The following is a 22,824-nucleotide window of genomic DNA, read 5'->3' on the forward strand; positions in this document are numbered from 1 at the left end:
ACGAGACGCGGTTTCTTCTGTCACAAGTCCGAGCTGTGTCCGGTCTTAGATGGCGACGAGACCTGAAACAGCGTGCAGAGCAAGGAAACAGTTAAGGATGGCAGACCAACTTATAGCCAGATCTGCCCGCCGTCGTATGCCAGCCCGCCCCGGGATTTCACCGCCTGGGTCAAATCCTCGCAGCAGTAATATTGGGCGCATGGATGCCGACGCCGGGTCAACGGACGAATTGGAAACGGCATCGACAATTTTTGCCGAGGTCCGTCCTCGATTGTTCGGAATCGCCTACCGCATGCTCGGCAGTGTCAGCGAGGCGGAGGACATCGTCCAGGAGACTTGGGTCCGTTGGCAGACCTGCGATCGGAGTCAGGTCCGGCATGCACCCGCGTTCCTGGCGACCACCGCCACCCGGCTAGCCATCAATGTCGGGCAGTCGGCACGTGTCCGCCGTGAGACGTATGTAGGTCCCTGGCTGCCCGAGCCTGTGGACACCAGCGCCGACCCCGAACTGGGCGCCTTGCACGGCGAAGCGCTCGAGTTTGCGGTGTTGCTGGTACTGGAAAAGTTGTCGCCGACCGAGCGGGCGGCGTACGTGCTGCGACAGGCGTTTGACTACCCGTATGAGCAGATCGCTGAGGTCATCCAGCAGACCGAAGGGAATGCCCGCCAGCTGGTCAGCCGCGCCCGCAAACGCCTTGCTGAAGAGAAACGCGCCGAGGTGAGCGTGAGCGAACAGCGGCAGCTGCTGGAGGCATTCCTGGCTGCGGCCCGGACCGGAAACCTGGCCGCGCTGGAGGCACTGTTCGCCGCCGACGTCGTCAGTTACTCCGACGGCGGCGGCAAGGTCCGGGCTTCCAAGTTCCCAGTTGTGGGACGGGAACGGGTGGCGAAGTACTACCAGGCGTTCGCGTCGCGTTTCTGGCTTGGCGTGGATACCCAGCCGTTCATGGCCAACGGCCGGCCCTCGGCACGGCTGGTTCAGGACGGGGTGGTGTTTGCGGTGGTGACGCTCACGGCGTCTGCCGATGGTATTGATCGGCTGTTGTGGACGATGAATCCAGACAAACTCTCCGGCGTGACGAGGGTCGGCGCCTAACCTGCCGGCCCTACAGCGCATTTTTCCAAAGCCTTTGTCACAGATTGATCCGGTACCCGGTCATAGCTGGTGGAAGGAATGTCACTACATTCCGCTCAGCCATTATCGGAGGGAAGATCATCATGAAGATCGTTGTAATCGGCGGCACAGGCCTGATCGGCAAGCAGGTTGTGGAGATCCTCAGCAGTCAGGGCCATGAGGCGAAAGCGGCGTCCCCTTCCACCGGGGTCGATTCCGTGACCGGCCAGGGACTGGATGAGGCGATGGTCGGGGCGGACGTCGTTGTCGACTTGACGAACGCCGCCGATTTCGATGAGAAGGTAGTAGTTCCCTTCTTCTCCACTTCATCCCGCAACCTTCTCGCGGCCGAAAAAAGGGCCGGCGTGCCGCATCACGTGGCTCTGTCCGTTGTTGGAACCGACCGCATCGGCGTCGGTTACTTCGCCGGGAAAACTGCGCAGGAGAAGGCAGTTAGGGAAGGCGGAGTCCCGTACACCATTCTGCGGGCCACCCAATTCTTCGAGTTCATCCCGCTGATCGCCGACGCCGGAACACGCGACGGGTCAGTTTACGTGACAGATCACCTGATGCAGCCGATGGCCGCCGCTGACGTTGCCCGCATCGTGGCGGAGACTGCCGTCTCGCCCGCGATCGAGGGCGTCGTTGAAATGGCGGGCCCTGAGCGCGCCGGACTTGATGAATTCGTGGGTCGTGTTCTCGCGGCCCGCAATGATTCCCGCCCGGTGCTCGCAGATCCCCAAGCCGGCTACTTCGGCATACCGATCGAAGAGACCAGCATCGTTCCCCTCGGTGAATCCCGCATTGGGGACATCACCCTCAAGGCGTGGCTGAACTCGACGTCCCAAGCCCGCCTGTAGCCCCTCATAAACTTATCGAAAGGAAGATCATGAAGATCGTAGTTATCGGCGGTACGGGCCTGATCGGCTCGAAACTGGTCAGCAAGCTCCGTGAACACGGACACGAAGCCGTGGCCGCCTCCCCTGACTTGGGGGTGAACACGCTCACCGGCGAGGGCCTCGCGGACGTGCTGCAGGGAGCGGACACTGTAGTCGATGTGTCGAACTCGCCTTCATTTGAAGATGCGGCCGTGCTGGATTTCTTTACCACCTCCACCCGCAACCAGCTCGCCGCGGAGAAGGACGCCGGCGTCGGGCACCATGTCGCCCTGTCGGTGGTGGGCACCGAGCGCCTGGCCGAGAGTGGCTACTTCCGGGCGAAAATCGCCCAGGAGAAGCTCATCAAGGAATCAGGCGTCCCGTATTCGATTGTTCATGCGACGCAGTTTTTCGAGTTCGTGAAGAGCATCGCCCAGGCCGCGTCCGAGGGAAACACTGTTCGACTGTCACCCGCCCTGATCCAACCCATGGCCGCCGATGACGTGGCCACCGCTGTTGCACGCACCGCCGTCGGAAGTCCACAAAACGCCACCGTTGAGGTGGCCGGGCCCGAGCAGTTCGGCCTTGATGAGCTCATCCGCAAGGGCCTCAGCTTCCGTGGCGACCCCCGCGAGGTTGTCACTGACCCCACGGCGCGCTACTTCAACGCCATGCTTCAGGACGGCGAACTGCTTCCCGGAGGCGAAGCGACCATTTACAACACGCGCTTCGAAGAATGGCTGAACCAGCAGTAGCCGGACCGTGCAGGGTGTCCTTCACAGCGGCCTCTGAAGGACACCCTGCTCCGCTTTTCCATGCCCTCGGGCGAGAATGAGCAGATGGAACCAGCAGAGAGCACCTTCGTCCTGATCCCGGGTGCAGGCGGCGCGGCCTGGTACTGGAGCCGTGTGGTCCCCCTGCTTCGAAGAGCCGGCCACGAAGCTGTCGCCGTCGACCTACCAGGTGACGACGAAAGCGCCGGTCTGACCGAATACACGAACCTGGTTCTCGAGGCGATCGGTGAGCGCGAGGACGTGGTGCTCGTCGCTCAATCGTTGGGCGCCTTCACGGCGCCGCTGGTCTGTCACCGGACGGCTGTTCGAGAGCTTATCCTCGTCAATGCCATGATCCCCGTCCCGGGCGAGACTCCCGGTGCATGGTGGGAGAACACCGGGTGGGCTGTGGCGCAGCGAAGCGCTGCGGAAGCCCAGGGTTACAGTACCGAGTTCGACGTCGGCACCTACTTCCTCCACGACGTCCCGCCGGACGTCGCCGCGGAAGGAGAAATGCATCAGCGCCCCGGGGCAAATGCAGTCTTCGAGTCAGTGTGCAATTTCGACGAATGGCCCAAAATCCCCATCCGAATTCTCGCCGGAGAGGAAGATCGGTTCTTTCCGATCGATTTCCAGCGACGAGTCGCCCGCGAACGCCTCGGGCTGGAGCCGGACGTGGTGCCCGGTGGCCACCTCCTGGCACTGGCAAACCCGGAGGCCGTGGCCAACTACCTGATCCAGGACAGGCTCTGAGCAGCACGCGTATCTGGAACACGTGCGCTTCGTTAATCTTCGGTGGGAGCCCCTTTACCCTGGATGGGAGCCCATCAGCTATTCCTGGCTCCTTTGCCCGGTCAACATTCTTCGAAAATCACCGGAAAGGTAACCACAAATGCGGATACTCGTCGTCGGAGCCGGAGCAACAGGCGGGGCGTTCGGTACGCTCCTGCAGGAGGCAGGACGGGATGTCACGTACCTGGTGCGTCCGCGCAAGCAGGAGGTCCTCCGCCGCGACGGGCTGCGCTTCATCTCTCCCACCGCTGACCGGACGAACCGGGTGAAAACCATCACCGCACCGGACGGGTCAAAGGCCTTCGATCTGATCCTCGTCACGGTCAAAGCCACGGCGTTCGAGGGCGTACTCAGCGAGATCGGCGCCTTCGTCGGGCCGGGAACCACCATCGTTCCCATCCTCAACGGCATGGCCCATGTGGACCGGCTAGAGCAGCAGTACCCCGGACAGGTGCTGGGTGGCCTGGCCCGGATCGTCGCCACACTCGACGGCGATGTGGTTCGCCAGCAGATGCCCCTCACTTCGCTCATGATTGGCGGACTGAACGGAAACCCTGTCCCTCCGGAGGTTTCCGAAGCTCTGAACGTGCCCGCCGTCGACTTCTCGGTAGTGGACGACGTAAGGGGCGCGCTGTGGGACAAATGGGCCTTCATCGCCGCCGCGGGGATCGTCAATTGCCTGTTCCGGGCGCCGGTGGGACGGATCATCGAGGCCGACGGGCAGTCCAGGATCCTGGAGGCCATCAGTGAAACCGAAGCGGTGGCGGCCGCGGCGGGACATCCAGTTTCCGACGCCGCTCATGCACAGGCGGTGGGCATACTCACCGAGCCGGGCTCTGCATTCACTTCTTCCCTCTACCGGGATCTCAGCGCGGGGCTCCCTTCCGAAGCTGAACACATACTCGGCGACCTCGCCCGCAGGGCCCGCGACCTCAACGTTCCCACTCCGCTGCTGGACCTCACTCTCATCCAGATCCGGGCCGGCCTGCAGCTCTGAACCCATCGGCGACGGCGGCACTCACGCAAGTCCCGCCGTCGTACGTCCATGCTCTACATCACCTTCCGGGCCGTCCTTTGTGCGAATCCCGGGCGATCTCCAAGCTCTCGAACGGCAGCGAGTCCAGGTCCAGCAACGGGTTGTTGTCCTGCGTCTCCACCAGCTTCCGGGCGGCTTCCTCCGAGTCCACACTGGGCATCGACCCGGGCAGGTTCCGCCCGGCTGATTCGGGCAGGAACCGGATGGCCACGGCGGCCACCACGGCCACCGCCATGAGGTAGTACGCAATCGCCATATCGTCGCCGGTCAGCTCAATGAGGGCCGCGATGATGAACGGGGCCGTTCCACCGAAGATGGCCACTGCCAGGTTATAGGCGATGCCCATGGCTGAATAGCGGTGCTCGGTGGGAAACAGCGCAGGCAGCGCCGAGGCGAGGTTCGGCACCGAAAACGCCACCGGGAAGGCAATCAGGGCAAGGCCGAGCAATGTCATGGGAAGGCTGCCCACCGCTATCGCCAGGAACGCGGGAACGGCGAAGACCACGGTGCTGAAGGCCCCGATCCACAGCACGCGGCGGCGGCCGATCCGGTCCGAGAGAAGCCCGGTGAACGGGATGCACAGTGCCATGGCCACCAGGACCGGGAGGGTCAGCAGCGTCCCCTGGACCTCGTCGTACCCCTTGTTGCTGGTCAAATACGTGGGCATGTAGGACGTCAGGGCGTAGGCCACCGTATTGGCTGCCGCCGCCAGGATCATGGCCAGCACGAGCGGCCGCCAGTGGGCCTTCACAATGCCCACCGGTCCCACGGGACGGAGCTCTTCGGCGCCGGGACGCTTGGCCGCCGCGGCTTCGGCCTCCAGCGTGGCTTTGAAGGCTGACGACTCCTCAATCTTCATCCGGAAATACACGGCGACGATGCCCAGCGGACCGGCCACCAGGAACGGGATCCGCCAGCCCCACTCCCCCATCTGCTCCTGGCCCAGGGTCAGCTGAAGGGCGGACACCACCGCCCCGCCCGCCGCAAAACCGAGGTAGCTGCCCATGTCCAGGAAGCTGACGTAGAAGCCCCGGCGCCGGTCCGGCGCGTGCTCGCACACAAAGGTGGTGGCCCCGGAATACTCGCCGCCGGTGGAAAAGCCCTGCACGAGCTTGGTGGCCACCAGCAGCACCGCCGCCCACAGGCCCAGTACCTCGTACCCCGGAAGCAGGCCGACGGCGAACGTTGCGGCGGCCATGAGCATGAGCGTCATGGCCAGGACCTTCTGGCGGCCGATCTTGTCCCCCAGCCAGCCAAAGAAGATCCCGCCCAGGGGCCGGGCGATGAAGGTGGCTGCGAACGTTCCCAGCAGGAACAGGTTTTGCACTGCCCTGTCTGCTTCGGGCAGGAACACGGGCCCCATGGTGGTGATGAGGTAGCCGAACACCCCGACGTCGTACCACTCCATGGTGTTGCCGACGATGGTGCCGCCCAGCGCCTTCCGCAGCGTCCGGTGGTTCACCACGTTGACGTCGGCTACCCGCAGCCGCCGCTGCTGCCCGTTGCGTTCTGTCATGGCCCGCTCACCGCCGCCTCAGTTCTTAAGCTGGGCACGCGCCGTCGTTCTTCCGGCCCGCCTGGCCGGCAGGAGCCCAACACCTTCGATCATCCTGCGACTGCCGCGCCGTGGCAATAACGGAAAGGGAGGCACTTCCTGGAGTGCCGCCGTCGTACGCCAACCGACGACGGATGCAATCACCCCGCCATGTCCACCTGCACCCCGAGCCCCTGCTCAACCGCGGCGTCGTACAAGAGCCGCCCGCTGGCGACGTCCTGCATGCCGATACCCACGGAGACTGCAGCTGCTCCTGAGCCAGCCGGCTTCCGGGGCTCAGCGGGTGAACGCTTCAGGCCGTCAACCGCTCAGTTGCGTACTTGTTGAGGGGCACTCCGTGATTGGCAGCTTCAATTGCCAGCCTGCGGTGAAGTTCGGGAGGCACCCGGAGGTTGAGCCTGCCGCTGAATGTCTGGGTTGCAATTGGCTGAGGCACGCGTTCGCCAGACTGGGTGAGTTCATCGATGACATCAGACACCAACCGCTCGATGCCACGGAGTGCCTCAAATTGATCCTCATCCAGCCAAGAGAGAGAAGGAAATTCGAGAACCGTGGCCACAAACTCCTGATCCTCCGGCGACCACTGGACCGAGTACCGATACTGCGCCACCGTAGACGGCCCGGCAGCTGCTTTTTTAGTGGACATCTACTTCTCCTTGCTCCTATCGATGGCGGCTAATGCTTGCTTTACCTGGTACGGCTTTGCCTTGCCGTTCTTGTTTTGCAGATTGACCCTGGGGTCTCCTGCCCAGGGCATTCTGAAGATTGCGTTGTGGCTCCCGGAACCTGACCTAGGTTCGCCGAAGTAATGGCTACAAAGCTTGATCATGTCGGTGTAAGAGACGTTCTCAGGAGAGTTTCTAGCTTGCTTCTCGATCTTATCGATCCCCGCCACACGCCTTATGGTGCCACTTTTGGCACCACAACTCAAGCAGTGGGTCGGTTTTAGCCCCACCCCCAGAGGAATTCACAGGTCCACCACCTAACATGGCCCACATGAAGGCTGCCCGGGACGCACGCTCTGCCGCCGTGGTGATCAACGCCGGATCACGCCGGGGGGCGGCACACGAACTTGCCGTGGACACCATGCGCAAGGCAGGCGTGCCCATCTCCTCCGTCCATCCTGTCCACTCCGGGGCGGACCTGGCCGGGACGCTTGACCGGGTGCTTGCGGACGGGCACGACCTGGTGGTTGTGGGCGGCGGCGACGGGACTGTGTCCTACGCCGCCGGCCGGGTTGCCGGCACCAACACTGTGCTGGGTGTTCTTCCGCTGGGGACCGCCAACGACTTCGCCCGCACGCTGGAGATACCGGGCAATCTTTCCGACGCCTGCGCTGCCCTGGCCGACGGGAAGGTGGTGGACATCGACCTCGGCCGGGCCAACGGTGAACCCTTCCTCAACGTCGCGTCCGTGGGCCTGTCGGTGGCTGTGACGGAAGCCCTCAGCCCACGTCTGAAGCGGTACATCGGGCCCTTGGTGTACAGCATCGCCACGTTATCGGCTTATGCCCGGCACAAGTCGTTCCGGGCCCGCCTCGAATTCCCCGAGGGTGACCATGAGCCGATTGAGCTCGAGGACCTGCTTCAGGTGGCCGTGGGCAACGGCCGGCATTACGGCGGCGGCAACACGGTCTCCCCCACGGCCGGGATCGACGACCACACCCTGGACATCTATGCCATCGTGGCCGGGCCGCTCCGGGAACACGTGAGCATCGCGCGGCTGCTCAAGGACGGAAGCTTCATCAAACACGACCGGGTGCACCACCTGACCAGCCGGGCTGTCCGGCTGGTCACCGACCCGCCGCTGCCCGTGAACCTCGACGGCGAGATTGCGGCCGCGACGCCCACCGACTTCACCATCCAGCGCAACGCCGTCCACGTCGTGGTGCCCCAGGGCAGCACCAGCGCGCTGTTCGACGGACCGGGCGCGGAGAACTGGCCGCCCCTGTGAAGCACAAGGCGACGGGCCGCCGTCGTACATTACGACGGCGGCCCGCCACCCACGTGTATAACTCCCCTACTGTCCCGGGGCCCGGTAGGACGGGGTCTTCTTGGCGGCTTCGTCGAGGTCTTCCACGGTCAGCAGCGGCTTCAGGCGGACGTTGACGTTTCCCGTCGAGTTGATCAGCAGCGACAGTGCTGCAGCACTCGCATCATCCGGGACCTCAAAAACGCCCAGGACGTCGTAGTAACCAAAGGCGTAGTAGAAGCTCTCCAGCGAACCTCCCACCGAACTGAGGGCCTCCGCCAGCGCGTCACGCCGCTTGCTGCCGCCCTCCTGCATCAGACCCTTGACGCCCGGGCCCACGTACGTTCCTTCAAAAAGATACTTCGGCATGGTCTTTCCCTCCTGGTGGCCCCAATACGCAGAACCTATTCCTCCGACTACAGGCAGTCAATATGCGCCGGATACCTAATGGCGCCGCCGTTGGGGCAATGCGGGGAGGGTGGTTGGAACTGCGCCGCCGCCGTGGCTGCAGGCCGCCCGACTGGCACGAGCCGGGAGGCACCGCAGCGGCAAAAGTAGGGGCATTTCTCCCCTTTGCACCACCCGGCACCGGGACTAGCCTGATCCGCACCAGCGTCCACCGTAGCAAAGGAGCCGTCATGGCCGGGTTTGTACAGATCATCGAATTCAAGACCTCCCGCATCGAGGAGATCGAAGCGCTGGGCGGTCCCTCAACAACCGAGGGAAGCCGCCCAGCCACGTTCCGCCGCATTATTGCCACGGCGGACAGGGACCACCCGGGAACCTATTTCACCATCGTCGAATTCGATTCCTTCGAGTCGGCGATGGAAAATTCCGGGCGCCCGGAAACGTCGGAGTTCGCTGCCAAAATGGCGTCGCTGTGCGACGGCCCGTTGACCTTCCACAATCTGGACGTTATGCGGGAGGACACCGGAGAAGGTGCGGGCAACGGCTAGAAGCAGGGCACAGCTCCTTTAAGTGACGGCCACCCTGTCATTCAGGGTGGCATTCAGTTCCAGTGCGCTGCCGGGGTTAGTGCTCCGCTTCCGCGGCAGCCTTCCTGGCGCTTTTTTCGGCGTCTTTTTCGGCGCGCAGGGCTTCGGTCTCGTGCCGTTCCTCGGCTTTTTCCTGGTGGATGACCTCAGCGAAGAGCTTCTCCATTTCCTTGGCCACCCCGGCAGCCGACGCCGGGTTCTGGCCGGTCACAAGCCTGTCGTCAACCACCACCTGCTTCTCAAAGACGTCAGCGGAGACGTGGGTGGCGCCCTGCTCCTCCAACCGGTCCGCCAGGAAGAACGGGATGACCTTGTCCTTCCCTGCGGCAACCTCCTCGTCATTGGTGAAGGCGGCAACCTTCCGGCCCTCGACGAGGCGCAGCCCGTTCTCAAGTTCCACGTTCAGCAGGCCGGCCGGTCCGTGGCAGACCGCCCCCACCAGGCCGCCGTTGTTGTAAACCCTGGCCACGAGGTTCTGCAGGCCTTCGCTGTCCGGGAAGTCCCACATGGTGCCGTGGCCGCCCACGAGGTAGACGGCGTCGTACTGGTCCGGATCAACCACGTCCACGCGGGCAGTGTTGTACAGGCCGGCGCGGGTGGTCTCATCCTCCGTGAAGGCGACCTGGATGGGATCTTTCGAGTCCACCTCGTCACGCGGGGGCTGGCCGCCCTGGATGGACGCAAAGTCGACGAAATGCCCGGAGTCCTTGAAGACCTTCCAGGGATGCGCAGCCTCGGCCACGTTGTAGCCGGTCTTCTCTCCTGTATCGCCGATCTCGGAAACGCTGGTTAGTACCATGAGGATTTTCTTCATGAAGTGCTCCTTTTCGTCCAGCTCCCACCCTACGCCCAGCCCAAAGCCTGGATTAGGCAGAGAATATTCGCGGGAGCCTTCCCAAAAATTGCTGCCGGCAATTGTCGATCCGGGCTCCTCCCGCGCGTCGGATATGTAGGGCCGCAAAGGACGGCCTTACAGATAACAGATGAGGGGATAACAATGTCCAAGTATTTGATCCTGATCTTCCAGGACGAGGCAGTTGCCAGACAAGCGGAGGGCGAGTCCATCAGCCCCACCTACCAGGAGTTTATGCAGCGCCGGAACGGGTCCCTGCTCAGTGGGGCCGCACTACACCCGGCCTCGACGGCGACGTCTATCCGGCGTGATGGATCTGGTGGATTCTCCGTCACGGACGGTCCTTTCGCCGAGTCGAAGGAGGTGCTGGGCGGCTACTTCCTGATTGAGGCAGCCGACCTGGACGAGGCGCTGGAGATCGCCAAGGAGGTTCCTGCCGGCGTCGGGGTAGAGGTCCGGCCCGTCCGGGTGGTCAGCTGATGTCCCCGGCCGCCAGCTCGGAAGTTGCTGCCGCGGTGGCGGACGCACACCGCAGGGAGTGGGCCTTCGTGCTGGCGGCCACCGTCCGCGTCACCGGCGATATCGACACGGCCGAAGAAGCGGTCCAGGACGCCTACGCCAGTGCCTTGTCCACGTGGGGTCCGCGCGGCATCCCGAAGAACACCGGAGCGTGGCTCACCGTGGCCGCGCGGCGACGTTCCCTCGACATGCACCGCCGCGCCGCCACCGAGCGGCGGGCGCTTCCCAAGCTCCTGGACCCTGGTGACTTCGGGCAAGGCGAGCCGGATCAGGATGGTAACGGTGTGCCCGATGACCGGCTGGGGTTGATCTTCACCTGCTGCCACCCTGCCCTCGCCCCGGAAGCCCAGGTGGCGCTGACGCTGCGGCTGCTCTGCGGGCTCTCCACGGCCGATGTGGCGCGCGCGTTCCTCGTACCGGAACCCACGATGGCGGCCCGGATTACCCGGGCGAAAAAGAAGATCGCGGCTGCCCGGATCCCCTACCGCATTCCGGCGGCGTCAGAACTCCGGGAACGCCTGGACGGCGTCCTGTCTGTTGTCTACCTGGTGTACACAACCGGGCATACTGCGCCTGTGGGCGGGAACCTGATGCGCCGGGACCTGGCGGAACGGGGGCACGAGCTCGCCCGGATGCTTCGCGTCCTGCTGCCCGGCAATGGCGACATTGCCGGGCTTCTTGCGCTGATCCTGCTCACCGATGCCCGCAGTGGCGCCAGGCTGGACGAACATCGGGAGATGGTGCTGATGGAGCACCAGGACCGATCGAAGTGGGACCAATCAGCCATCACTGAAGGACTTGCTCTCCTGCGCGAGGCTTTGAATATCCGTCCGCCGAGCCGTTTCGCCCTTCTGGCGGCCATTGCGGCGGTCCACGATGAAAGCACGTCGTGGTCCGGGACGGACTGGCAGGAAATCCTCGGCCTGTACAACCTGCTCCTGGAAAAGTGGCCATCCCCCGTCGTCAGGCTCAACCGGGCGATCGCCCTCGGCTTCGCGGTGGGCCACGCCGAAGGCCTGGCTGAGCTGGACGCGCTGGGAACCGAACCCCTGCTGGCCCGCTACCCGTACCTTGCCGCCGCGCGGGCCGACTTCCTGGTCCGCCTGGGCCGGTTCGAGGAGGCACGCGGCGCTTTCGAGGAGGCACTGATCCTGACGGAAAACGACACCGAACGGCGCTTCCTCCAGGCCCGGCTTAGCGGACTGGCGGGTTGATTGTCCCCTTGACGTTCAGGACCGGGCCTCCGGCTTGGTCCCGTAGTGCCCGGCCAGCCGCGCCAAGCCCTCATCAATCGAGACGGCGGGCGTCCAGTCCAGGAGTTCGCGGGTCCCGCGCTGGTCGAACCAGTGGGCAGTGGAGAGCTGCTCGGCGAGGAACCTGGTCATCGGCGGCTCCTCTTCCCGGCCCGCCCAGGTCCAGACCTTCTCCACCACGGCTCCCGCCGCACGCGCCACCGCACCGGACACAGACCACGACGGCGGGCGGACGCCACCCGCGGCACAGATCCCTGCCAGCAGCTCACCCACCGGGCGCGGCTCGCCGTTGGTCACCACCAGAGCCCTGCCGTGGATATGGTCCATCCGGTGCAGTCCGGCGACGATTGCCGCGGCGGCATTGTCCACGTACGTGGTGTCGATCAGGGCAGCACCGGCGTCGAGCAGCGGGAGGCGGCCTTGGCCGGCGCGCGCCAGGACCCGTTCCACCAGTTGGGTGTCCCCCGGGCCCCACACAACGTGGGGACGAACCGCCGCCACCCGGAAGTCCGGCCCATCCGCTGCCAGGGCCAGCAGTTCCGCCTCGGCCTTGGTGCGTGCGTAGTCGCCGTGCGCGTGCTCCGGGTCCGCCGGCTCAGCGCCCTGCCCCGTGATGGCGGCGCCGGAATTGGCCACCGATGGGGAGGACACAAACACCACGTCCCGCACCCCAGCGGCGCGGGCGCAATTGAGCAGACGGCGGGTCCCTTCAACGTTCACCTCATTGAACTCCGCGGCCCGTCCCGTGAAGGAAACCTTCGCCGCCAGGTGGATGATTCCGTCGGCGCCTGCAACTGCTGCCCGGAGCGCCTCTTTATCCGTGACGGACCCACAGAAGTCCGTGGCGCCGTCGACCCCCGACGGACGGCGCTGGAACGTCACCACATCATGGCCCTGGTGCACCAGCAGCCGGGCCACCTCTCCCCCGAGCAGCCCGCTGGCACCCGTGACGAGGACCCTCATGGCTTGCCCGGACGGCCGCCGGCCAGCACCCGCGAAGCCCAGCGGGAAAGGCGGGGCCTGTCGATCTTGGCGTTGTGCCGGATGTCCGTGGGCTGCGCGGGGACCACCAGCACGGCGGAGACGTTCACGCCGGCCTCCAATGCAGCCTTCCGGACCCGCCCGGCCAGGTGCGGCTCAGCCGGTCCGGCTTTCCGGGCAGGAGGGGAGGTCTCGACGACGGCCACCACGGCCTGGGTGCCCGCCGGTCCGACGCCGGTGATCGCCGCCAGCCGGACGCCTTCGAGGCGTTCGATGGCCTGTTCGGCACCCACGGGTGTCACCACACCACCGGGCGCAGTGACCACATGGGCGAGGCGTCCTTCTACCCAAAGCCGGCCCGCGGCGTCGAAATGCCCCACGTCGCCGGTGCGGTGCCAGCCCGGCAGGCTGGCGCTCTCCCGCTGGACCAGCCAGAGCCTGTCGTACGCTTCCTTGACGTGCGGGGCACACACCAGAATCTCGCCGGTGATGCCGGCCTCCGTTCCGAGATCGGCTCCTGTGGCGGTGCCGTCCGCGGCCAGTGGGACGATGCCTACCCGTGCGCCATGCACGGGCCTTCCCACACACACCCCGTTACCCGCTCCCGCCACGGCGTCTGCTCCAGCGGAGGTGCCGGCGGCAGCATCGGCGTCGGCCGCTTGGATCTGCTCGAGGCTGATATCGGTGACCGGCAGCGCCTCGGTCATCCCGTACGGGGTGTGCAGCGAGGCCCGGGGCAACAGCCGCTGCACATCGGCCAGCAACGGTTCCGGGACGGGGGCGCCGGCCGAGAGCAGCAGCTCAACACGTTCCAGGGCTTTATGCCCTGCGCTGCTGAGGCCGTCTTGCGTGGCAAGGACGTTGCGCAAAGCCGCCGGCGAGGCGAAGACCACCGTGGCGTCGATGGCCGCGGCAGCGTCGGCGAGCGCGCTGGCCGTCAAGGTGCGCGGCGCGGTGACGTCCATGGCCGGCGTCACTGACACCGCACCGAGCGCCGGTCCCAGCAGCGCGAAGGGCGCGAACCCTGCCACGAGCCGGGCACCGGGACGGATCCCGAACGTTTCAGCAACCGTGTCCCGCATCGCCGCCAGCTTCCGGTGCGTATAAAGCACACCCTTGGCGGGGCCGGTGGAGCCGGAGGTGAAGAGCACGGCGGCCGGGGCGTCCGGGTCCACCATGTCTGCTGAATGCCCCGGTCCGCCGCCGGCTCCGGAGCGGGCCAGGGTGTCGAGGGAGGTCTCCACGCCCAGGATCCGACGGCGGGCAGCCGGGAGGTCCCGCACGCTGATCCGCCGCCCGGGCCAGCCCAGTAGTGAAGCGGCCGCGAGGGCCTTGTCGATGCCGATGAGGACATCAGGGGTGGCGCCTTTGACGGCGCGGCTCAGGCCCCTGGTTCCCAGTCCGGCGTCGGCCACCACCACCACGGCGCCCAGCCGGAGGCAGGCGTAGAGGGCCACGGTCAGGTCCACCCCGGGCGGAACCATCAGGCTGACCCGGCTGCCGCTTTCCACGCCGGCTTCCCGCAGCCCAGCGGCGAGGTCCAGGATGTTGCGGTCCAGCTGCCGCCAGCTGAGCGAGCGGGCGGCCGTACCGTTGGGAGCCATTTCCACGACGGCGGTGTCCGCTCCCGCCGGTCCTGATGCCTGCTGCTGGAGCGGGTGCCAGAGGGGCCGGAATTCGGCCGGCGCGGGCTGGGCCGCGTCCTGCTGCTGGCCGCCGGCAGGCGTGGTTACAGGTTTCGTGGACTCGCCTTCGTTGCCATCAACGTTCCCGGCAAGCCACTGGAAAACCGGCGTTGCGATGTCCCGGTCCTCCGCCACAAGATGGCCGGCACCTTCGAAGCGGTGCACCTCCGCGTGCGGGAGCCTGTTGATGAGGTCCTTGAGGTACCGGTCCGAGAAGATGGGATCCCGCGGGCCCCAGAGCATCAGCGCCGGGACTTTCAACCCGCGCAGCCCTTCCGCCACGCCAGTGAGCGTCGGAAAGCTGGGGTGGGAGGCGTCAGCGGGGATGTCGGCAACGAAGTTCCCCACCCCGGCCCGGCGGTCGGCTCCGCGGTAGGGGGCCATGTAGGCGTCTCGGATCTCGGCGGGCAGCGGCGGGTGCGCCAGCGAGTGCGTCACGCGCAGGAAAGCGTCCGACGTCGTGGTTCCCCACTTGTGCACGGCGGGGTGCAGGGCAAGCCGCAGGGCCGGCGGGATTTCCGACCCGGCGGGCTGGTGGACAGCGGTGTTGGTCAGCACTACCCCGGCCAACTGTTGCGGGTGCGCGAGCGCCCAGCCCAGGCTGATGACGCCGCCCCAGTCGTGGCCCACAGTGACAACCGGCCCGTCCAGGCCCAGGGCGTCCGTGAGGTCGCCGAGGTCGTTGATCCGGTGGGCCAGCCGCCGGAAAGTGCCGGTGCGCTCCGAGTAGCCCATGTCCAGCTGGTCCACCGCCACAACGCGCCACGGGCGGGCCGGATCGGATCCGGCAGCCAGCAGCGTCCGCCACAGATAGGACCAGGTGGGGTTGCCGTGCACGCACAGCAGGGTGCCGGCGGGGACCAGGCCACGGCGGGACAGCTGCGCGCCGTTGTCCAGCAGGTGCCAGCGGCGCACTGTGCCAGGCCGATCGGCGTCGGACGTGGAAGCAACCTCGATGTCACGCGACCACTCCGGGTCCACGCCGGGCCAGCTGGCGGCTACCAAACGATTTCCATCATGGCGGTGTTCAATCCGGATCCGACGCCCATGCAAAGCACCCGGTCCCCCGCTTCCAGGGACTGCGCCTCGGCCGCGAGGGTCATGGGCAGCGACGCCGGGCCCACGTTGCCCCAGTGCGGGAACGTGATGGGCACCCTGGCAGGGTCCAGGTCGATCGCGTCAATGATCGCCTGCGTGTAGGCGTTGCTCACCTGGTGCGTGACATACCGGTCCATGGCGGCCCAGTCCCACTCTGCCCGCGCCTCGTGCCAGGCGTCGACGACGAGCTGCAGGCCGCCGTCGAGCAGTCCCTTGGTGTCGGTGGCCATGCCGTCAATGCCGCCCACGCAGAGCTCGTGGTGTTCGGTGCCGGCGCGCATCACGCCGCCCACCACCCGGTGTGAACCGGGGTGCTGGTCCGCGGGGCCCAGGACGGCGGCGGCGGCGCCGGAGCCCAGGGTGAGTGTGGCGAACTCCCGGTTGAAGTCCTCGCGCGTGGTTTCGGGCCGCTGCAGACGGGCCAGCGTGGCCTCCTGCGTTGCCTCGGCGTCCTCGCCGTTGACGATCATGGCGTACTTGATCTGGCCGGAATCGATCATGTTGGCCGCCAGGGTCAGGCCGTTGACGAATCCCAGGCAGGCGTTAGCGAGGTCGAAGTTCATGGCCGACGACGGCAGGCCAAGTCCGTGGTGGATCTTCACGGCCACTGACGGCTCCAGGTTGCGCCGCGTGACGGAGGTATTGATCAGCAGGCCCACATCGGACGCTTCAACGCCGGCCTCCGCCAAGGCCTTTGCCCCCGCTTCGGCGGCAGCATCATCAAAGGACGTTCCGGCCGCCCACCAGCGCCTATGCGTGACGCCGGCTACGCGTTCCAGCAGCCGGGGCGGGAACTTCAGCCGCTGCAGGGTGGAAGCCAACCGGCGGTCAAAATCCGTAGAGCTCACGATCCTCGGAGCTTCGACGCTGCTCACCGAGAGCAGCGCGGTGTTGCTGTGCCGGAAGGTTGCATTCCCTGCCAATTCAAGCCCCTGTTCGTCCGTCCTGCGTGCCTGCGGCAATCTACCCATCAGGGCAAACGCAGAGCTTAATAATGCCCGTCCGTGCCCGGCATCCGCGAAATGCCGATGGTAAGCATGCTTAGGAAAGGATACAGCCGGATCCAGGGACTGCCCCTACGAAACAGGCTGAGGTAGTACTCCTCAGGGCTGGCCGCCTGGAACAAGCCGGTAGGCGAAGCGGCCCTCCAGCCCACCGTCCCGGATCATAGTTAGGCCCACTCCCTCGGTAGGCAGCTGCACTGGCGCCTTGAACATCGTCCCCGTGCAGGGCACCTGCACCGGGGCCAGGACTTCAACGCCTGCCGCCGTGGACACGGACAGCTGGGCCCCCGGCAGCCAGTCGCAGACGAACTGGAGCTCGTACTGGCCCGGTGCTGCCATCAAACTGGCGGTGCTGGTGGTGTTTCCGCTGCTGGTGCCGCGAAACTCGCCGGGCAGCCGCGGCTGCAGCTGCTCCTCCGACCACTCGGACAGATCCTCCAGCTCGGAGGCCCTGCGGTCCGGATTGGTCTGGACTTTGACCCCTGTTGCGGCAGGCTTGCCCGACGGCGGGACCGCGCTGATGGTGATGGGCCCGCCGTCGTGCCTGACAAAGCGGTCCAAGGTGGAGCCGCACTCAAAGCTGGAGGCCTCCGGTTCGCCGTCACCCTTCACGATGGTCAGCTTGGCTCCGTACGTCCCGGCACAGGCACCGGAAACCATATCCATTCCTCCGCGCCGTGCCGGCACTCCCCCAGAAGCTGACATGGCTCCGAGTCTATGGCCTCCTGCTGGCGACGCCGGCCAGGGAGACCCGCGGCTGCCCGGCGTAGGAAGGAGTGGCCAAAGGGCGCATAGTTGAACCATGACCAGTCCTTACACCCGCGGCGACTCGTTGAGCAGCGGCGCTTCCCGGGAACGCATCAGGCTAGCGCTCGTAAATTACGGCGCCACCGACGTTCTTTTCAGTCAGCGCGGTCATCAGAGTGCCATCGCCTTCAGGGGCGGCGGAAGGCACTTCCGGATAGTAGTTTCCTTGCCGGACTCTGACGGGAGCGTGATGATCCCGGGGGACACAGCGCAGGGCCCCATCGGCGAAGCGAAGGAAAAGGCACTTGAACGCGCCAACCGCAGGTTTTGGCACGCCCTGTCCGTGTCAATAGAGGCCAAACTGGCAGCGGTGGCGGCAGGCCTTGCCACTCTGGAATCCGAATTTCTGGCCCACGTGGTTCTCCCCGGGAACCACACCGTTTTGGACGAGCTCGAACCGGTCATCGAGTCCGCTTACCGATCCGGCCGGCGTCCTTCCTTCGGTGATTCCGCCCCTTCTTTCACGCTGGCTCCGGCGGTCCCTTAGCTCGGCGTAGATTGCCCCGGCTGCACCCGCTGAATGTGCGCTGTTGGAGCGTAGACTCGCTGTACGTCGGGGACGCCGTGACTGGACATCCGGTCCCTGATTAACGAGGACGGCCCTGATGGCACCACAGGCCGGAACGGGCATCAACCGTCGCCCCTCCCTGCGGTGATCCGGACCCGGGTCGCTGCCCCCAGCCACAACCGTTCCACGTTTCCTGCGGACGGACAGTGGATCCACAAGATCGTTGGCACGCAATGACCGACACTTTTATCCAAGACCAGTGGCACCGGCTTCCTTCAGCGGTTACGCAGTGGTTGATCGAAAACCCCGGCTGCATGATCCTTCCCCGGACCTTGTCTGCAGAAATCAGTGCAGCCACCGGCCACCCCCTCAACGGGGACCCGCACGGCGAGACTACGCTCTGCCAGGAGGACGTGGATTTCATCCGCATGAAGTCGCACGAAGCCGAGGCCGCGAAGCCAGATTCCGGGTACACGTTCTTCGACTCCGTGCAACCCTAGGCAGCGCCAGGAAAGCACCCCGGCGAAGATCCGTCAGATGGTGGTGAGGGCGCCCTTGGCGCTCTCCACTAGGACGTGCGTGCCCGCCTGGAGATGCACAACTTCGCCATCGATCTGGCAGGGAACCGCATTGCGCGTGGTGAAGGCATAACTGCTGACCGCGGGTTGATGGCCTAGGCCCAGCGTGACGGCGCGCAGTGTCATCAGCGCCATCTTCCACCGACCGGCATGGGGCAGCGTCACCACCTCGAACCGGCCATCGTCCGGGTGGTGCGCTTCGCTGACTGTTCCGTACTTCGCCATCCGGGAGATGTTGGCCAGGATCAGGCTGTCGAACTGCGCCGTGGCCCCGTCATCCCGTACAAGCTCGAACGGCCGCAGTCCGGAGAGGGTCCGGGCAACGGAGATGAGTTCCAGGACCTTTCCTTTTCCGCCCTTCTCGATGCCGATCGCCATCAACGGCGTGAGCCCGAACCCGACGTAGGAGTGGGCGTACTGGATTTGTTCACCGCCTGCGCGGCGGAATGTGATGCGCAGCAGGTCAATATGCCGTAGCCGGCGCTCGCGGATGGCGTCCGTCAGCGGCCTTGCGGGCAAGCTCCGGTGATGGTCATTGGCATTGCCTGCAGGAAGCACCGTGCACACCGCCCTGCTGCCGGGAACGTCCATCACCCCGTTGACTACCTCGTTGTATCCGCCATCGCCGCTGACGGACACGATGAGCGGGGCTCCTCGCCCGGCCTCGGACCTCGCCAGGTCGCGGGCGTGCCCCGCAAAGCCTGTTGGGAGCAGCTCAACGGGCAGGCCCTGCAGGTCGAGGGCCAAATCCCGCTGCAGCGTTTCTATGCGCCCGGCCATTCCGGCCCTGCCTGGATTGAAGATCAGGACTAAACGGTCGAAGGGGGCGGCGGGTGCCAGGTCATCAGCCATGGTGTTCATCCTTCAGGCGCTGCTGCGGTTAAGTCCAGCCGAGGCCCGGCGACAGCCATCCCTTCGGGTCATGGATCCTCCATTGTGGGGGGCCGGCGGAGCCCGGTCATGCCCCGAAGTTATGGCCACCCGCCCGCGGCAGTGCCAGTATGTGGAGAACCAGTTCAACTCCAGCCGCCCCATCCGGGCAACAAGGACGCGTTCATGAGCTATATCAATGATCTAGCCAAGGTGGGTCGCGGCGACGTCGCCGGGGCCGGCGGCAAGGCAGTGGGCCTCGGCGGCCTCATCCAGGCCGGGCTGCCGGTCCCGCCGGGGTTCGTCCTCACCACTGCCGCCTACGCGGATTTCGTCACCGACAACAACCTCGCGGCGGCAATCCAGGACCTGGCCACGCTCCCGCCGCACGCGCAGCCCCGGGACTATGAGGAGGCCTCGGAGCGAATCAGCTCACTGTTCCAAGGCGGCACCATGCCCGCCGGGATCGCAGCCGAACTGGCCGAAGCCTACGGCCGCCTCGGCATCGGCGATGCAGCTGTGGCAGTGCGCTCCTCCGCCACCGCAGAGGACCTGGAGTCGGCCAGTTTCGCGGGCCAGCAGGACACCTACCTGAACGTGCGGGGCGCGGAAGCCCTGATGAAAGCGGTCATCGACTGCTGGGCTTCGCTCTGGACGGCGCGCGCCATGGCGTACCGTGCCCGCGAAGGCGTGGCGCCTGACCAGGTGCGCCTCGCCGTCGTCATTCAACAGATGGTGGAGGCGGACGCGGCCGGGGTGATGTTCACCGCCAACCCCACCAACGGGCGGCGGGACCAGGCGGTGATCAGTGCCGCGTGGGGCCTGGGCGAATCGGTGGTGGGCGGGACGGTCAGCACCGATGACGTGGTGGTCGACGCCGGGACCGGTGCTGTGGTCTCCCGGCAGACAGCGGACAAGGACGTTATGACCGTCTACGCGGAGAACGGAACGCAGGAGCAGCCGGTGGCGGCAGCCCGCCGTCGTGAGCCAGTGCTCGATGACCACACCGCCGCCCAGCTGGCCCGGTACGGCCGGCAGATCGCAGACCATTTCGGCACGCCGCAGGACATCGAGTGGGCGCGGGCCGGCGGCCGGTTCCACATTCTGCAATCCCGGCCCATCACAGCACTGCCCGAGCCAGCGGCAGACACCCCGGACACGTGGCCCCTGCCCTATCCGAACGGGCTCTATTTCCGAGCGAGCATTGTGGAACAGCTGCCGGACCCGCTCTCACCACTGTTCGCCGATATGATTGACGGCTCCGTGGCGCGGTCGCTGAAATCCCTGATGGCCGAAGCCCTGGGCAAGACCGTGATCCGCGAGGGCGACGTCGGGCTGCCCACCATCAACGGCTACGCCTACTACTATTACCGCAACTCGGGCATGTGGCGGATGATGCGCAAGCTGCCAAAGGCCCTGGGCGCTCTGGTCCGCGGCAAGGCGCACATGGGCGTGGCCGGCTGGCGGGGTTTTTCGCACCCGCGGTATGTCAACGCGATCAAGGACTGGTCCACCAGGCCGACGGCGGAGCTCACCGGCGAGGAACTGCTGGCGGGAGTGCAGGCCCTTCTCGACGCCGGCACCGTCTACTACACGGCCGTGCAGTCCATCATTCCGCTCGCCGCCACCAGCGAGATCTCCTTCCAGGCCTTCTACGACAAACTGGTCCGGCGTGACGGCGATCCACCGGCCCAGACATTCCTCCTGGGCTACGACAGCGAACCCATCCGTGCAGAAAAGTCGCTCTACGACCTCGCCGGCTGGGCCCGCAGCGATCCCGAGCTGACCTCGGCCCTGCTGGACGAGCCGACGGCGGCGCTGGCCGAGTCCCACCACACGGGCACCCCGCCCGCCGGCGTGAACGATGGCCTGTGGCAGGAATGGCGTTTCGCGTTCAGGGAGCACCTGGCCCTCTACGGCCATGCCGTCTACAACCTGGATTTCGCCAGCCCGGTACCTGCCGACGATCCGTCCGCCCTGCTGGAAACGGTGAAGTTCTACCTGGGCGGGCAGGGCACCGACCCGCATGAGCGTCAACGGCTGCTGACCGAGCGCCGGGAATCGCTCAGTGAGCAGATGGCTGCGCGGCTGGGGCCGCGCCGCCGGGCCGCCTTCCTCCGCCTGCTTCGGTGGGCGCAGGACACAGCTCCTATCCGCGAGGACGCGCTGGCCGACGTCGGCCTGGCCTGGCCGCTTCTGCGGCAAATGCTGCTGGAACTCGGGCAGCGGCTGGTGGGCTCCGGCGTCATCGCTGCCCCGGACGACGTGTTCTGGCTCCGGCACCAGGAGCTGCGGAGCGCGGTGGAGTTCGGCCTTGCTGAGCCCGGGGCGCGGGCCGCCGTCGTTATTGCCGGAGCCGAACGGCCCGTCCGCGCCGCCGCCGTCGAGGAACGCAGGATGCTGTGGCGGGGCCAGGCGAAGGCCGCCGCGCCGCAGATGCTTCCGGAAAGCCGCTGGATGGACAAGGCCTTCGGATCGATGATGCCGGCCGGCCCCCGGCAAAAGCCCGGCGGCGTGATCAAGGGTGTGGGAGCAAGTGCGGGGAAGGTCACTGCTCTCGCCCGCGTCCTGACAGGTCCCCAGGACTTCGGCACCATGCGGCCCGGCGACGTCCTGGTGGCCCGCATCACCACTCCCGCATGGACGTCGCTGTTCGCGATGGCTTCCGCCGTAGTGACCGATGTGGGCGGTCCGCTGAGCCACAGCTCCATCGTGGCCCGCGAGTACGGGATCCCCGCCGTCCTTGGTACCGGCGTGGCCACCCAGCGGCTGGCCACCGGCCAGCGGATCCTCGTGGATGGCGACGCCGGGACGGTCACGCCTGATGATGCTTCTACGGATCGGGAGGCCGCCGGGGACACGCCGGGCAGCTCCTTGGCGAACGGTCTTCCAGGCCGGAACGGCGCCGCGAAGCCGGACGTTGACGTTACATGAGAAAGCGCAGAATCCTTCCGGCTGCGCTTCTCATTGCCGCCATCGTGGTGGCCGTAGGCCTCTACCTGTTCCAGCCCTGGCGGATCTTCACCAGCTCAACGGTCATCGAGGATCTTCCGGTTGCCCCCGCCCCGGCCTCCCAGTCGCAGGGACCCACTGAAACGCCGTCCGCCGGCGCTGCGCCTTCGGCCGGTACCGCACCCTCCGCTGGTACCGCACCCTCCGCCGTCGCCGCTCCGCGGGAACTGGCAACAGGCCAACTCATCTCCCACGAACACGCCAGCTCGGGAACGGTGAAAATCCTCGAGCTCCCTGACGGGAGCCGGGTCCTCCGCTTCGAAGGCCTGGACACCTCAGACGGCCCCGATCTGCACGTATGGCTCACTGATGCACCGGTGGTTGAGGGGACAGCAGGCTGGTACCTGTTCGACGACGGCCGCTACCTCGACCTGGGCTCTCTCAAGGCCAACAAAGGCAACCAGAACTATGAGATCCCGGCGGCGGCGAACCTGGGCGACTACACGTCGGTCAGCATCTGGTGCGCCCGTTTCACTGTGTCTTTCGCTGCCGCCGAGCTGACCACATAACCGCCCCGGCAACCTGCACGCCGCAGTGGACGG

23 protein-coding genes are annotated in these 22,824 nt (G+C 66.1%); 13 read left to right on the forward strand and 10 right to left on the reverse strand.

The window, feature by feature from the left end:
* Positions 1–199: 199 nt before the first annotated feature.
* The 5 genes from QRN11_RS07130 (at position 200) to QRN11_RS07150 (ending at position 4,554) form a co-directional block, all read left to right on the forward strand.
* Positions 200–1,096, forward strand: a complete 897-nt coding sequence (locus QRN11_RS07130; protein ID WP_285250418.1) for an RNA polymerase sigma-70 factor — start codon at positions 200–202, stop codon at positions 1,094–1,096.
* A gap of 122 nt (positions 1,097–1,218) precedes the next feature.
* Positions 1,219–1,974 (forward strand): SDR family oxidoreductase, encoded by a 756-nt coding sequence (locus QRN11_RS07135; RefSeq protein ID WP_285250419.1) that lies wholly within the window; start codon positions 1,219–1,221, stop codon positions 1,972–1,974.
* 29 nt (positions 1,975–2,003) lie between these two features.
* Entirely contained in the window at positions 2,004–2,747 is a 744-nt protein-coding gene (locus tag QRN11_RS07140; RefSeq protein WP_285250420.1) for an SDR family oxidoreductase, read from the forward strand.
* A gap of 84 nt (positions 2,748–2,831) precedes the next feature.
* Positions 2,832–3,518, forward strand: coding sequence for an alpha/beta fold hydrolase (locus QRN11_RS07145; protein ID WP_285250421.1), 687 nt, complete (start codon positions 2,832–2,834; stop codon positions 3,516–3,518).
* A 139-nt stretch (positions 3,519–3,657) separates the two neighbouring features.
* Positions 3,658–4,554: a ketopantoate reductase family protein gene (locus QRN11_RS07150; protein WP_285250422.1), complete on the forward strand. Its 897-nt coding sequence runs from the start codon at positions 3,658–3,660 to the stop codon at positions 4,552–4,554.
* Positions 4,555–4,612: 58 nt separating this feature from the next.
* On the opposite strand, the gene QRN11_RS07155 is transcribed toward QRN11_RS07150, so the two are convergent.
* The 3 genes from QRN11_RS07155 to QRN11_RS07165 form a co-directional block, all read right to left on the reverse strand.
* Complete coding sequence (locus QRN11_RS07155) at positions 4,613–6,109, reverse strand: MFS transporter (protein WP_285250423.1); 1,497 nt, start codon at positions 6,107–6,109, stop codon at positions 4,613–4,615.
* Between the two features lie 331 nt (positions 6,110–6,440).
* Positions 6,441–6,794 carry a type II toxin-antitoxin system HicB family antitoxin gene (locus tag QRN11_RS07160; RefSeq protein WP_285250424.1) on the reverse strand — a complete coding sequence of 118 codons (354 nt, stop codon included), beginning with the start codon at positions 6,792–6,794 and terminating at the stop codon, positions 6,441–6,443.
* Positions 6,795–7,043 carry a toxin HicA gene (locus QRN11_RS07165; protein ID WP_285250425.1) on the reverse strand — a complete coding sequence of 83 codons (249 nt, stop codon included), beginning with the start codon at positions 7,041–7,043 and terminating at the stop codon, positions 6,795–6,797.
* Between the two features lie 101 nt (positions 7,044–7,144).
* Between QRN11_RS07165 and QRN11_RS07170 the strand changes: the two genes are divergently transcribed.
* The gene (locus QRN11_RS07170) at positions 7,145–8,101 is read left to right on the forward strand and encodes a lipid kinase (protein ID WP_285250426.1); all 957 of its coding nucleotides are present in this window, start codon (positions 7,145–7,147) and stop codon (positions 8,099–8,101) included.
* A gap of 66 nt (positions 8,102–8,167) precedes the next feature.
* Here the strand turns inward: QRN11_RS07170 and QRN11_RS07175 are convergent, their stop codons facing one another.
* Positions 8,168–8,488 carry a GYD domain-containing protein gene (locus tag QRN11_RS07175; protein WP_285250427.1) on the reverse strand — a complete coding sequence of 107 codons (321 nt, stop codon included), beginning with the start codon at positions 8,486–8,488 and terminating at the stop codon, positions 8,168–8,170.
* 269 nt (positions 8,489–8,757) lie between these two features.
* Here QRN11_RS07175 and QRN11_RS07180 point away from each other — a divergent pair, with 269 nt between their 5' ends.
* Positions 8,758–9,075, forward strand: coding sequence for a hypothetical protein (locus QRN11_RS07180; protein ID WP_285250428.1), 318 nt, complete (start codon positions 8,758–8,760; stop codon positions 9,073–9,075).
* 76 nt (positions 9,076–9,151) lie between these two features.
* Here the strand turns inward: QRN11_RS07180 and QRN11_RS07185 are convergent, their stop codons facing one another.
* Entirely contained in the window at positions 9,152–9,928 is a 777-nt protein-coding gene (locus tag QRN11_RS07185) for a type 1 glutamine amidotransferase domain-containing protein (RefSeq protein WP_285250429.1), read from the reverse strand.
* A 183-nt stretch (positions 9,929–10,111) separates the two neighbouring features.
* On the opposite strand from QRN11_RS07185, the gene QRN11_RS07190 reads away from it, so the two are divergent.
* Both QRN11_RS07190 and QRN11_RS07195 read left to right on the forward strand, forming a co-directional pair.
* Complete coding sequence (locus tag QRN11_RS07190) at positions 10,112–10,447, forward strand: YciI family protein (protein WP_285250430.1); 336 nt, start codon at positions 10,112–10,114, stop codon at positions 10,445–10,447.
* Positions 10,447–11,700 carry an RNA polymerase sigma factor gene (locus tag QRN11_RS07195; protein WP_285250431.1) on the forward strand — a complete coding sequence of 418 codons (1,254 nt, stop codon included), beginning with the start codon at positions 10,447–10,449 and terminating at the stop codon, positions 11,698–11,700. The genes QRN11_RS07190 and QRN11_RS07195 overlap by 1 nt, the downstream gene beginning before the upstream one ends.
* Positions 11,701–11,715: 15 nt before the next feature.
* Here the strand turns inward: QRN11_RS07195 and QRN11_RS07200 are convergent, their stop codons facing one another.
* From QRN11_RS07200 to QRN11_RS07215, 4 genes are all read right to left on the reverse strand, one after another.
* A complete protein-coding gene (locus tag QRN11_RS07200; protein WP_285250432.1) occupies positions 11,716–12,702 on the reverse strand; it encodes an NAD-dependent epimerase/dehydratase family protein in 987 nt (328 codons plus the stop codon).
* A complete protein-coding gene (locus QRN11_RS07205; RefSeq protein ID WP_285250433.1) occupies positions 12,699–15,410 on the reverse strand; it encodes an alpha/beta fold hydrolase in 2,712 nt (903 codons plus the stop codon). Before QRN11_RS07205 ends, QRN11_RS07200 begins: the two co-directional genes overlap by 4 nt.
* A complete protein-coding gene (locus QRN11_RS07210; protein WP_285250434.1) occupies positions 15,404–16,426 on the reverse strand; it encodes a 3-oxoacyl-ACP synthase III in 1,023 nt (340 codons plus the stop codon). The genes QRN11_RS07205 and QRN11_RS07210 overlap by 7 nt, the downstream gene beginning before the upstream one ends.
* A gap of 180 nt (positions 16,427–16,606) precedes the next feature.
* Positions 16,607–17,212: a hypothetical protein gene (locus tag QRN11_RS07215; RefSeq protein WP_285250435.1), complete on the reverse strand. Its 606-nt coding sequence runs from the start codon at positions 17,210–17,212 to the stop codon at positions 16,607–16,609.
* A gap of 97 nt (positions 17,213–17,309) precedes the next feature.
* On the opposite strand from QRN11_RS07215, the gene QRN11_RS07220 reads away from it, so the two are divergent.
* Positions 17,310–17,801, forward strand: coding sequence for a hypothetical protein (locus QRN11_RS07220; RefSeq protein ID WP_285250436.1), 492 nt, complete (start codon positions 17,310–17,312; stop codon positions 17,799–17,801).
* A gap of 254 nt (positions 17,802–18,055) precedes the next feature.
* Positions 18,056–18,322 (forward strand): hypothetical protein, encoded by a 267-nt coding sequence (locus tag QRN11_RS07225; protein ID WP_285250437.1) that lies wholly within the window; start codon positions 18,056–18,058, stop codon positions 18,320–18,322.
* A 33-nt stretch (positions 18,323–18,355) separates the two neighbouring features.
* On the opposite strand, the gene QRN11_RS07230 is transcribed toward QRN11_RS07225, so the two are convergent.
* Complete coding sequence (locus tag QRN11_RS07230; RefSeq protein WP_285250438.1) at positions 18,356–19,252, reverse strand: diacylglycerol/lipid kinase family protein; 897 nt, start codon at positions 19,250–19,252, stop codon at positions 18,356–18,358.
* A gap of 204 nt (positions 19,253–19,456) precedes the next feature.
* Here QRN11_RS07230 and QRN11_RS07235 point away from each other — a divergent pair, with 204 nt between their 5' ends.
* Together QRN11_RS07235 and QRN11_RS07240 are read left to right on the forward strand one after the other, a co-directional pair.
* A complete protein-coding gene (locus tag QRN11_RS07235; protein WP_285250439.1) occupies positions 19,457–22,204 on the forward strand; it encodes a PEP/pyruvate-binding domain-containing protein in 2,748 nt (915 codons plus the stop codon).
* Positions 22,201–22,791 (forward strand): DM13 domain-containing protein, encoded by a 591-nt coding sequence (locus QRN11_RS07240; RefSeq protein WP_285250440.1) that lies wholly within the window; start codon positions 22,201–22,203, stop codon positions 22,789–22,791. Before QRN11_RS07235 ends, QRN11_RS07240 begins: the two co-directional genes overlap by 4 nt.
* Positions 22,792–22,824 lie beyond the last annotated feature (33 nt).

The organism is Pseudarthrobacter sp. fls2-241-R2A-168, from assembly GCF_030209335.1.
In the GTDB taxonomy this organism is placed as follows: domain Bacteria; phylum Actinomycetota; class Actinomycetes; order Actinomycetales; family Micrococcaceae; genus Arthrobacter.

What these genes read in the sequence shown, in the direction of transcription:
- QRN11_RS07130 (WP_285250418.1), top strand. Translation starts at nt 200, where the DNA reads ATGGATGCCGACGCCGGGTCAACGGACGAATTGGAAACGGCATCGACA.
- QRN11_RS07135 (WP_285250419.1), top strand. Translation starts at nt 1,219, where the DNA reads ATGAAGATCGTTGTAATCGGCGGCACAGGCCTGATCGGCAAGCAGGTT.
- QRN11_RS07140 (WP_285250420.1), top strand. Translation starts at nt 2,004, where the DNA reads ATGAAGATCGTAGTTATCGGCGGTACGGGCCTGATCGGCTCGAAACTG.
- QRN11_RS07145 (WP_285250421.1), top strand. Translation starts at nt 2,832, where the DNA reads ATGGAACCAGCAGAGAGCACCTTCGTCCTGATCCCGGGTGCAGGCGGC.
- QRN11_RS07150 (WP_285250422.1), top strand. Translation starts at nt 3,658, where the DNA reads ATGCGGATACTCGTCGTCGGAGCCGGAGCAACAGGCGGGGCGTTCGGT.
- QRN11_RS07155 (WP_285250423.1), bottom strand. Translation starts at nt 6,109, where the DNA reads ATGACAGAACGCAACGGGCAGCAGCGGCGGCTGCGGGTAGCCGACGTC.
- QRN11_RS07160 (WP_285250424.1), bottom strand. Translation starts at nt 6,794, where the DNA reads ATGTCCACTAAAAAAGCAGCTGCCGGGCCGTCTACGGTGGCGCAGTAT.
- QRN11_RS07170 (WP_285250426.1), top strand. Translation starts at nt 7,145, where the DNA reads ATGAAGGCTGCCCGGGACGCACGCTCTGCCGCCGTGGTGATCAACGCC.
- QRN11_RS07175 (WP_285250427.1), bottom strand. Translation starts at nt 8,488, where the DNA reads ATGCCGAAGTATCTTTTTGAAGGAACGTACGTGGGCCCGGGCGTCAAG.
- QRN11_RS07180 (WP_285250428.1), top strand. Translation starts at nt 8,758, where the DNA reads ATGGCCGGGTTTGTACAGATCATCGAATTCAAGACCTCCCGCATCGAG.
- QRN11_RS07185 (WP_285250429.1), bottom strand. Translation starts at nt 9,928, where the DNA reads ATGAAGAAAATCCTCATGGTACTAACCAGCGTTTCCGAGATCGGCGAT.
- QRN11_RS07190 (WP_285250430.1), top strand. Translation starts at nt 10,112, where the DNA reads ATGTCCAAGTATTTGATCCTGATCTTCCAGGACGAGGCAGTTGCCAGA.
- QRN11_RS07195 (WP_285250431.1), top strand. Translation starts at nt 10,447, where the DNA reads ATGTCCCCGGCCGCCAGCTCGGAAGTTGCTGCCGCGGTGGCGGACGCA.
- QRN11_RS07200 (WP_285250432.1), bottom strand. Translation starts at nt 12,702, where the DNA reads ATGAGGGTCCTCGTCACGGGTGCCAGCGGGCTGCTCGGGGGAGAGGTG.
- QRN11_RS07215 (WP_285250435.1), bottom strand. Translation starts at nt 17,212, where the DNA reads ATGTCAGCTTCTGGGGGAGTGCCGGCACGGCGCGGAGGAATGGATATG.
- QRN11_RS07220 (WP_285250436.1), top strand. Translation starts at nt 17,310, where the DNA reads ATGACCAGTCCTTACACCCGCGGCGACTCGTTGAGCAGCGGCGCTTCC.
- QRN11_RS07225 (WP_285250437.1), top strand. Translation starts at nt 18,056, where the DNA reads ATGACCGACACTTTTATCCAAGACCAGTGGCACCGGCTTCCTTCAGCG.
- QRN11_RS07230 (WP_285250438.1), bottom strand. Translation starts at nt 19,252, where the DNA reads ATGGCTGATGACCTGGCACCCGCCGCCCCCTTCGACCGTTTAGTCCTG.
- QRN11_RS07235 (WP_285250439.1), top strand. Translation starts at nt 19,457, where the DNA reads ATGAGCTATATCAATGATCTAGCCAAGGTGGGTCGCGGCGACGTCGCC.
- QRN11_RS07240 (WP_285250440.1), top strand. Translation starts at nt 22,201, where the DNA reads ATGAGAAAGCGCAGAATCCTTCCGGCTGCGCTTCTCATTGCCGCCATC.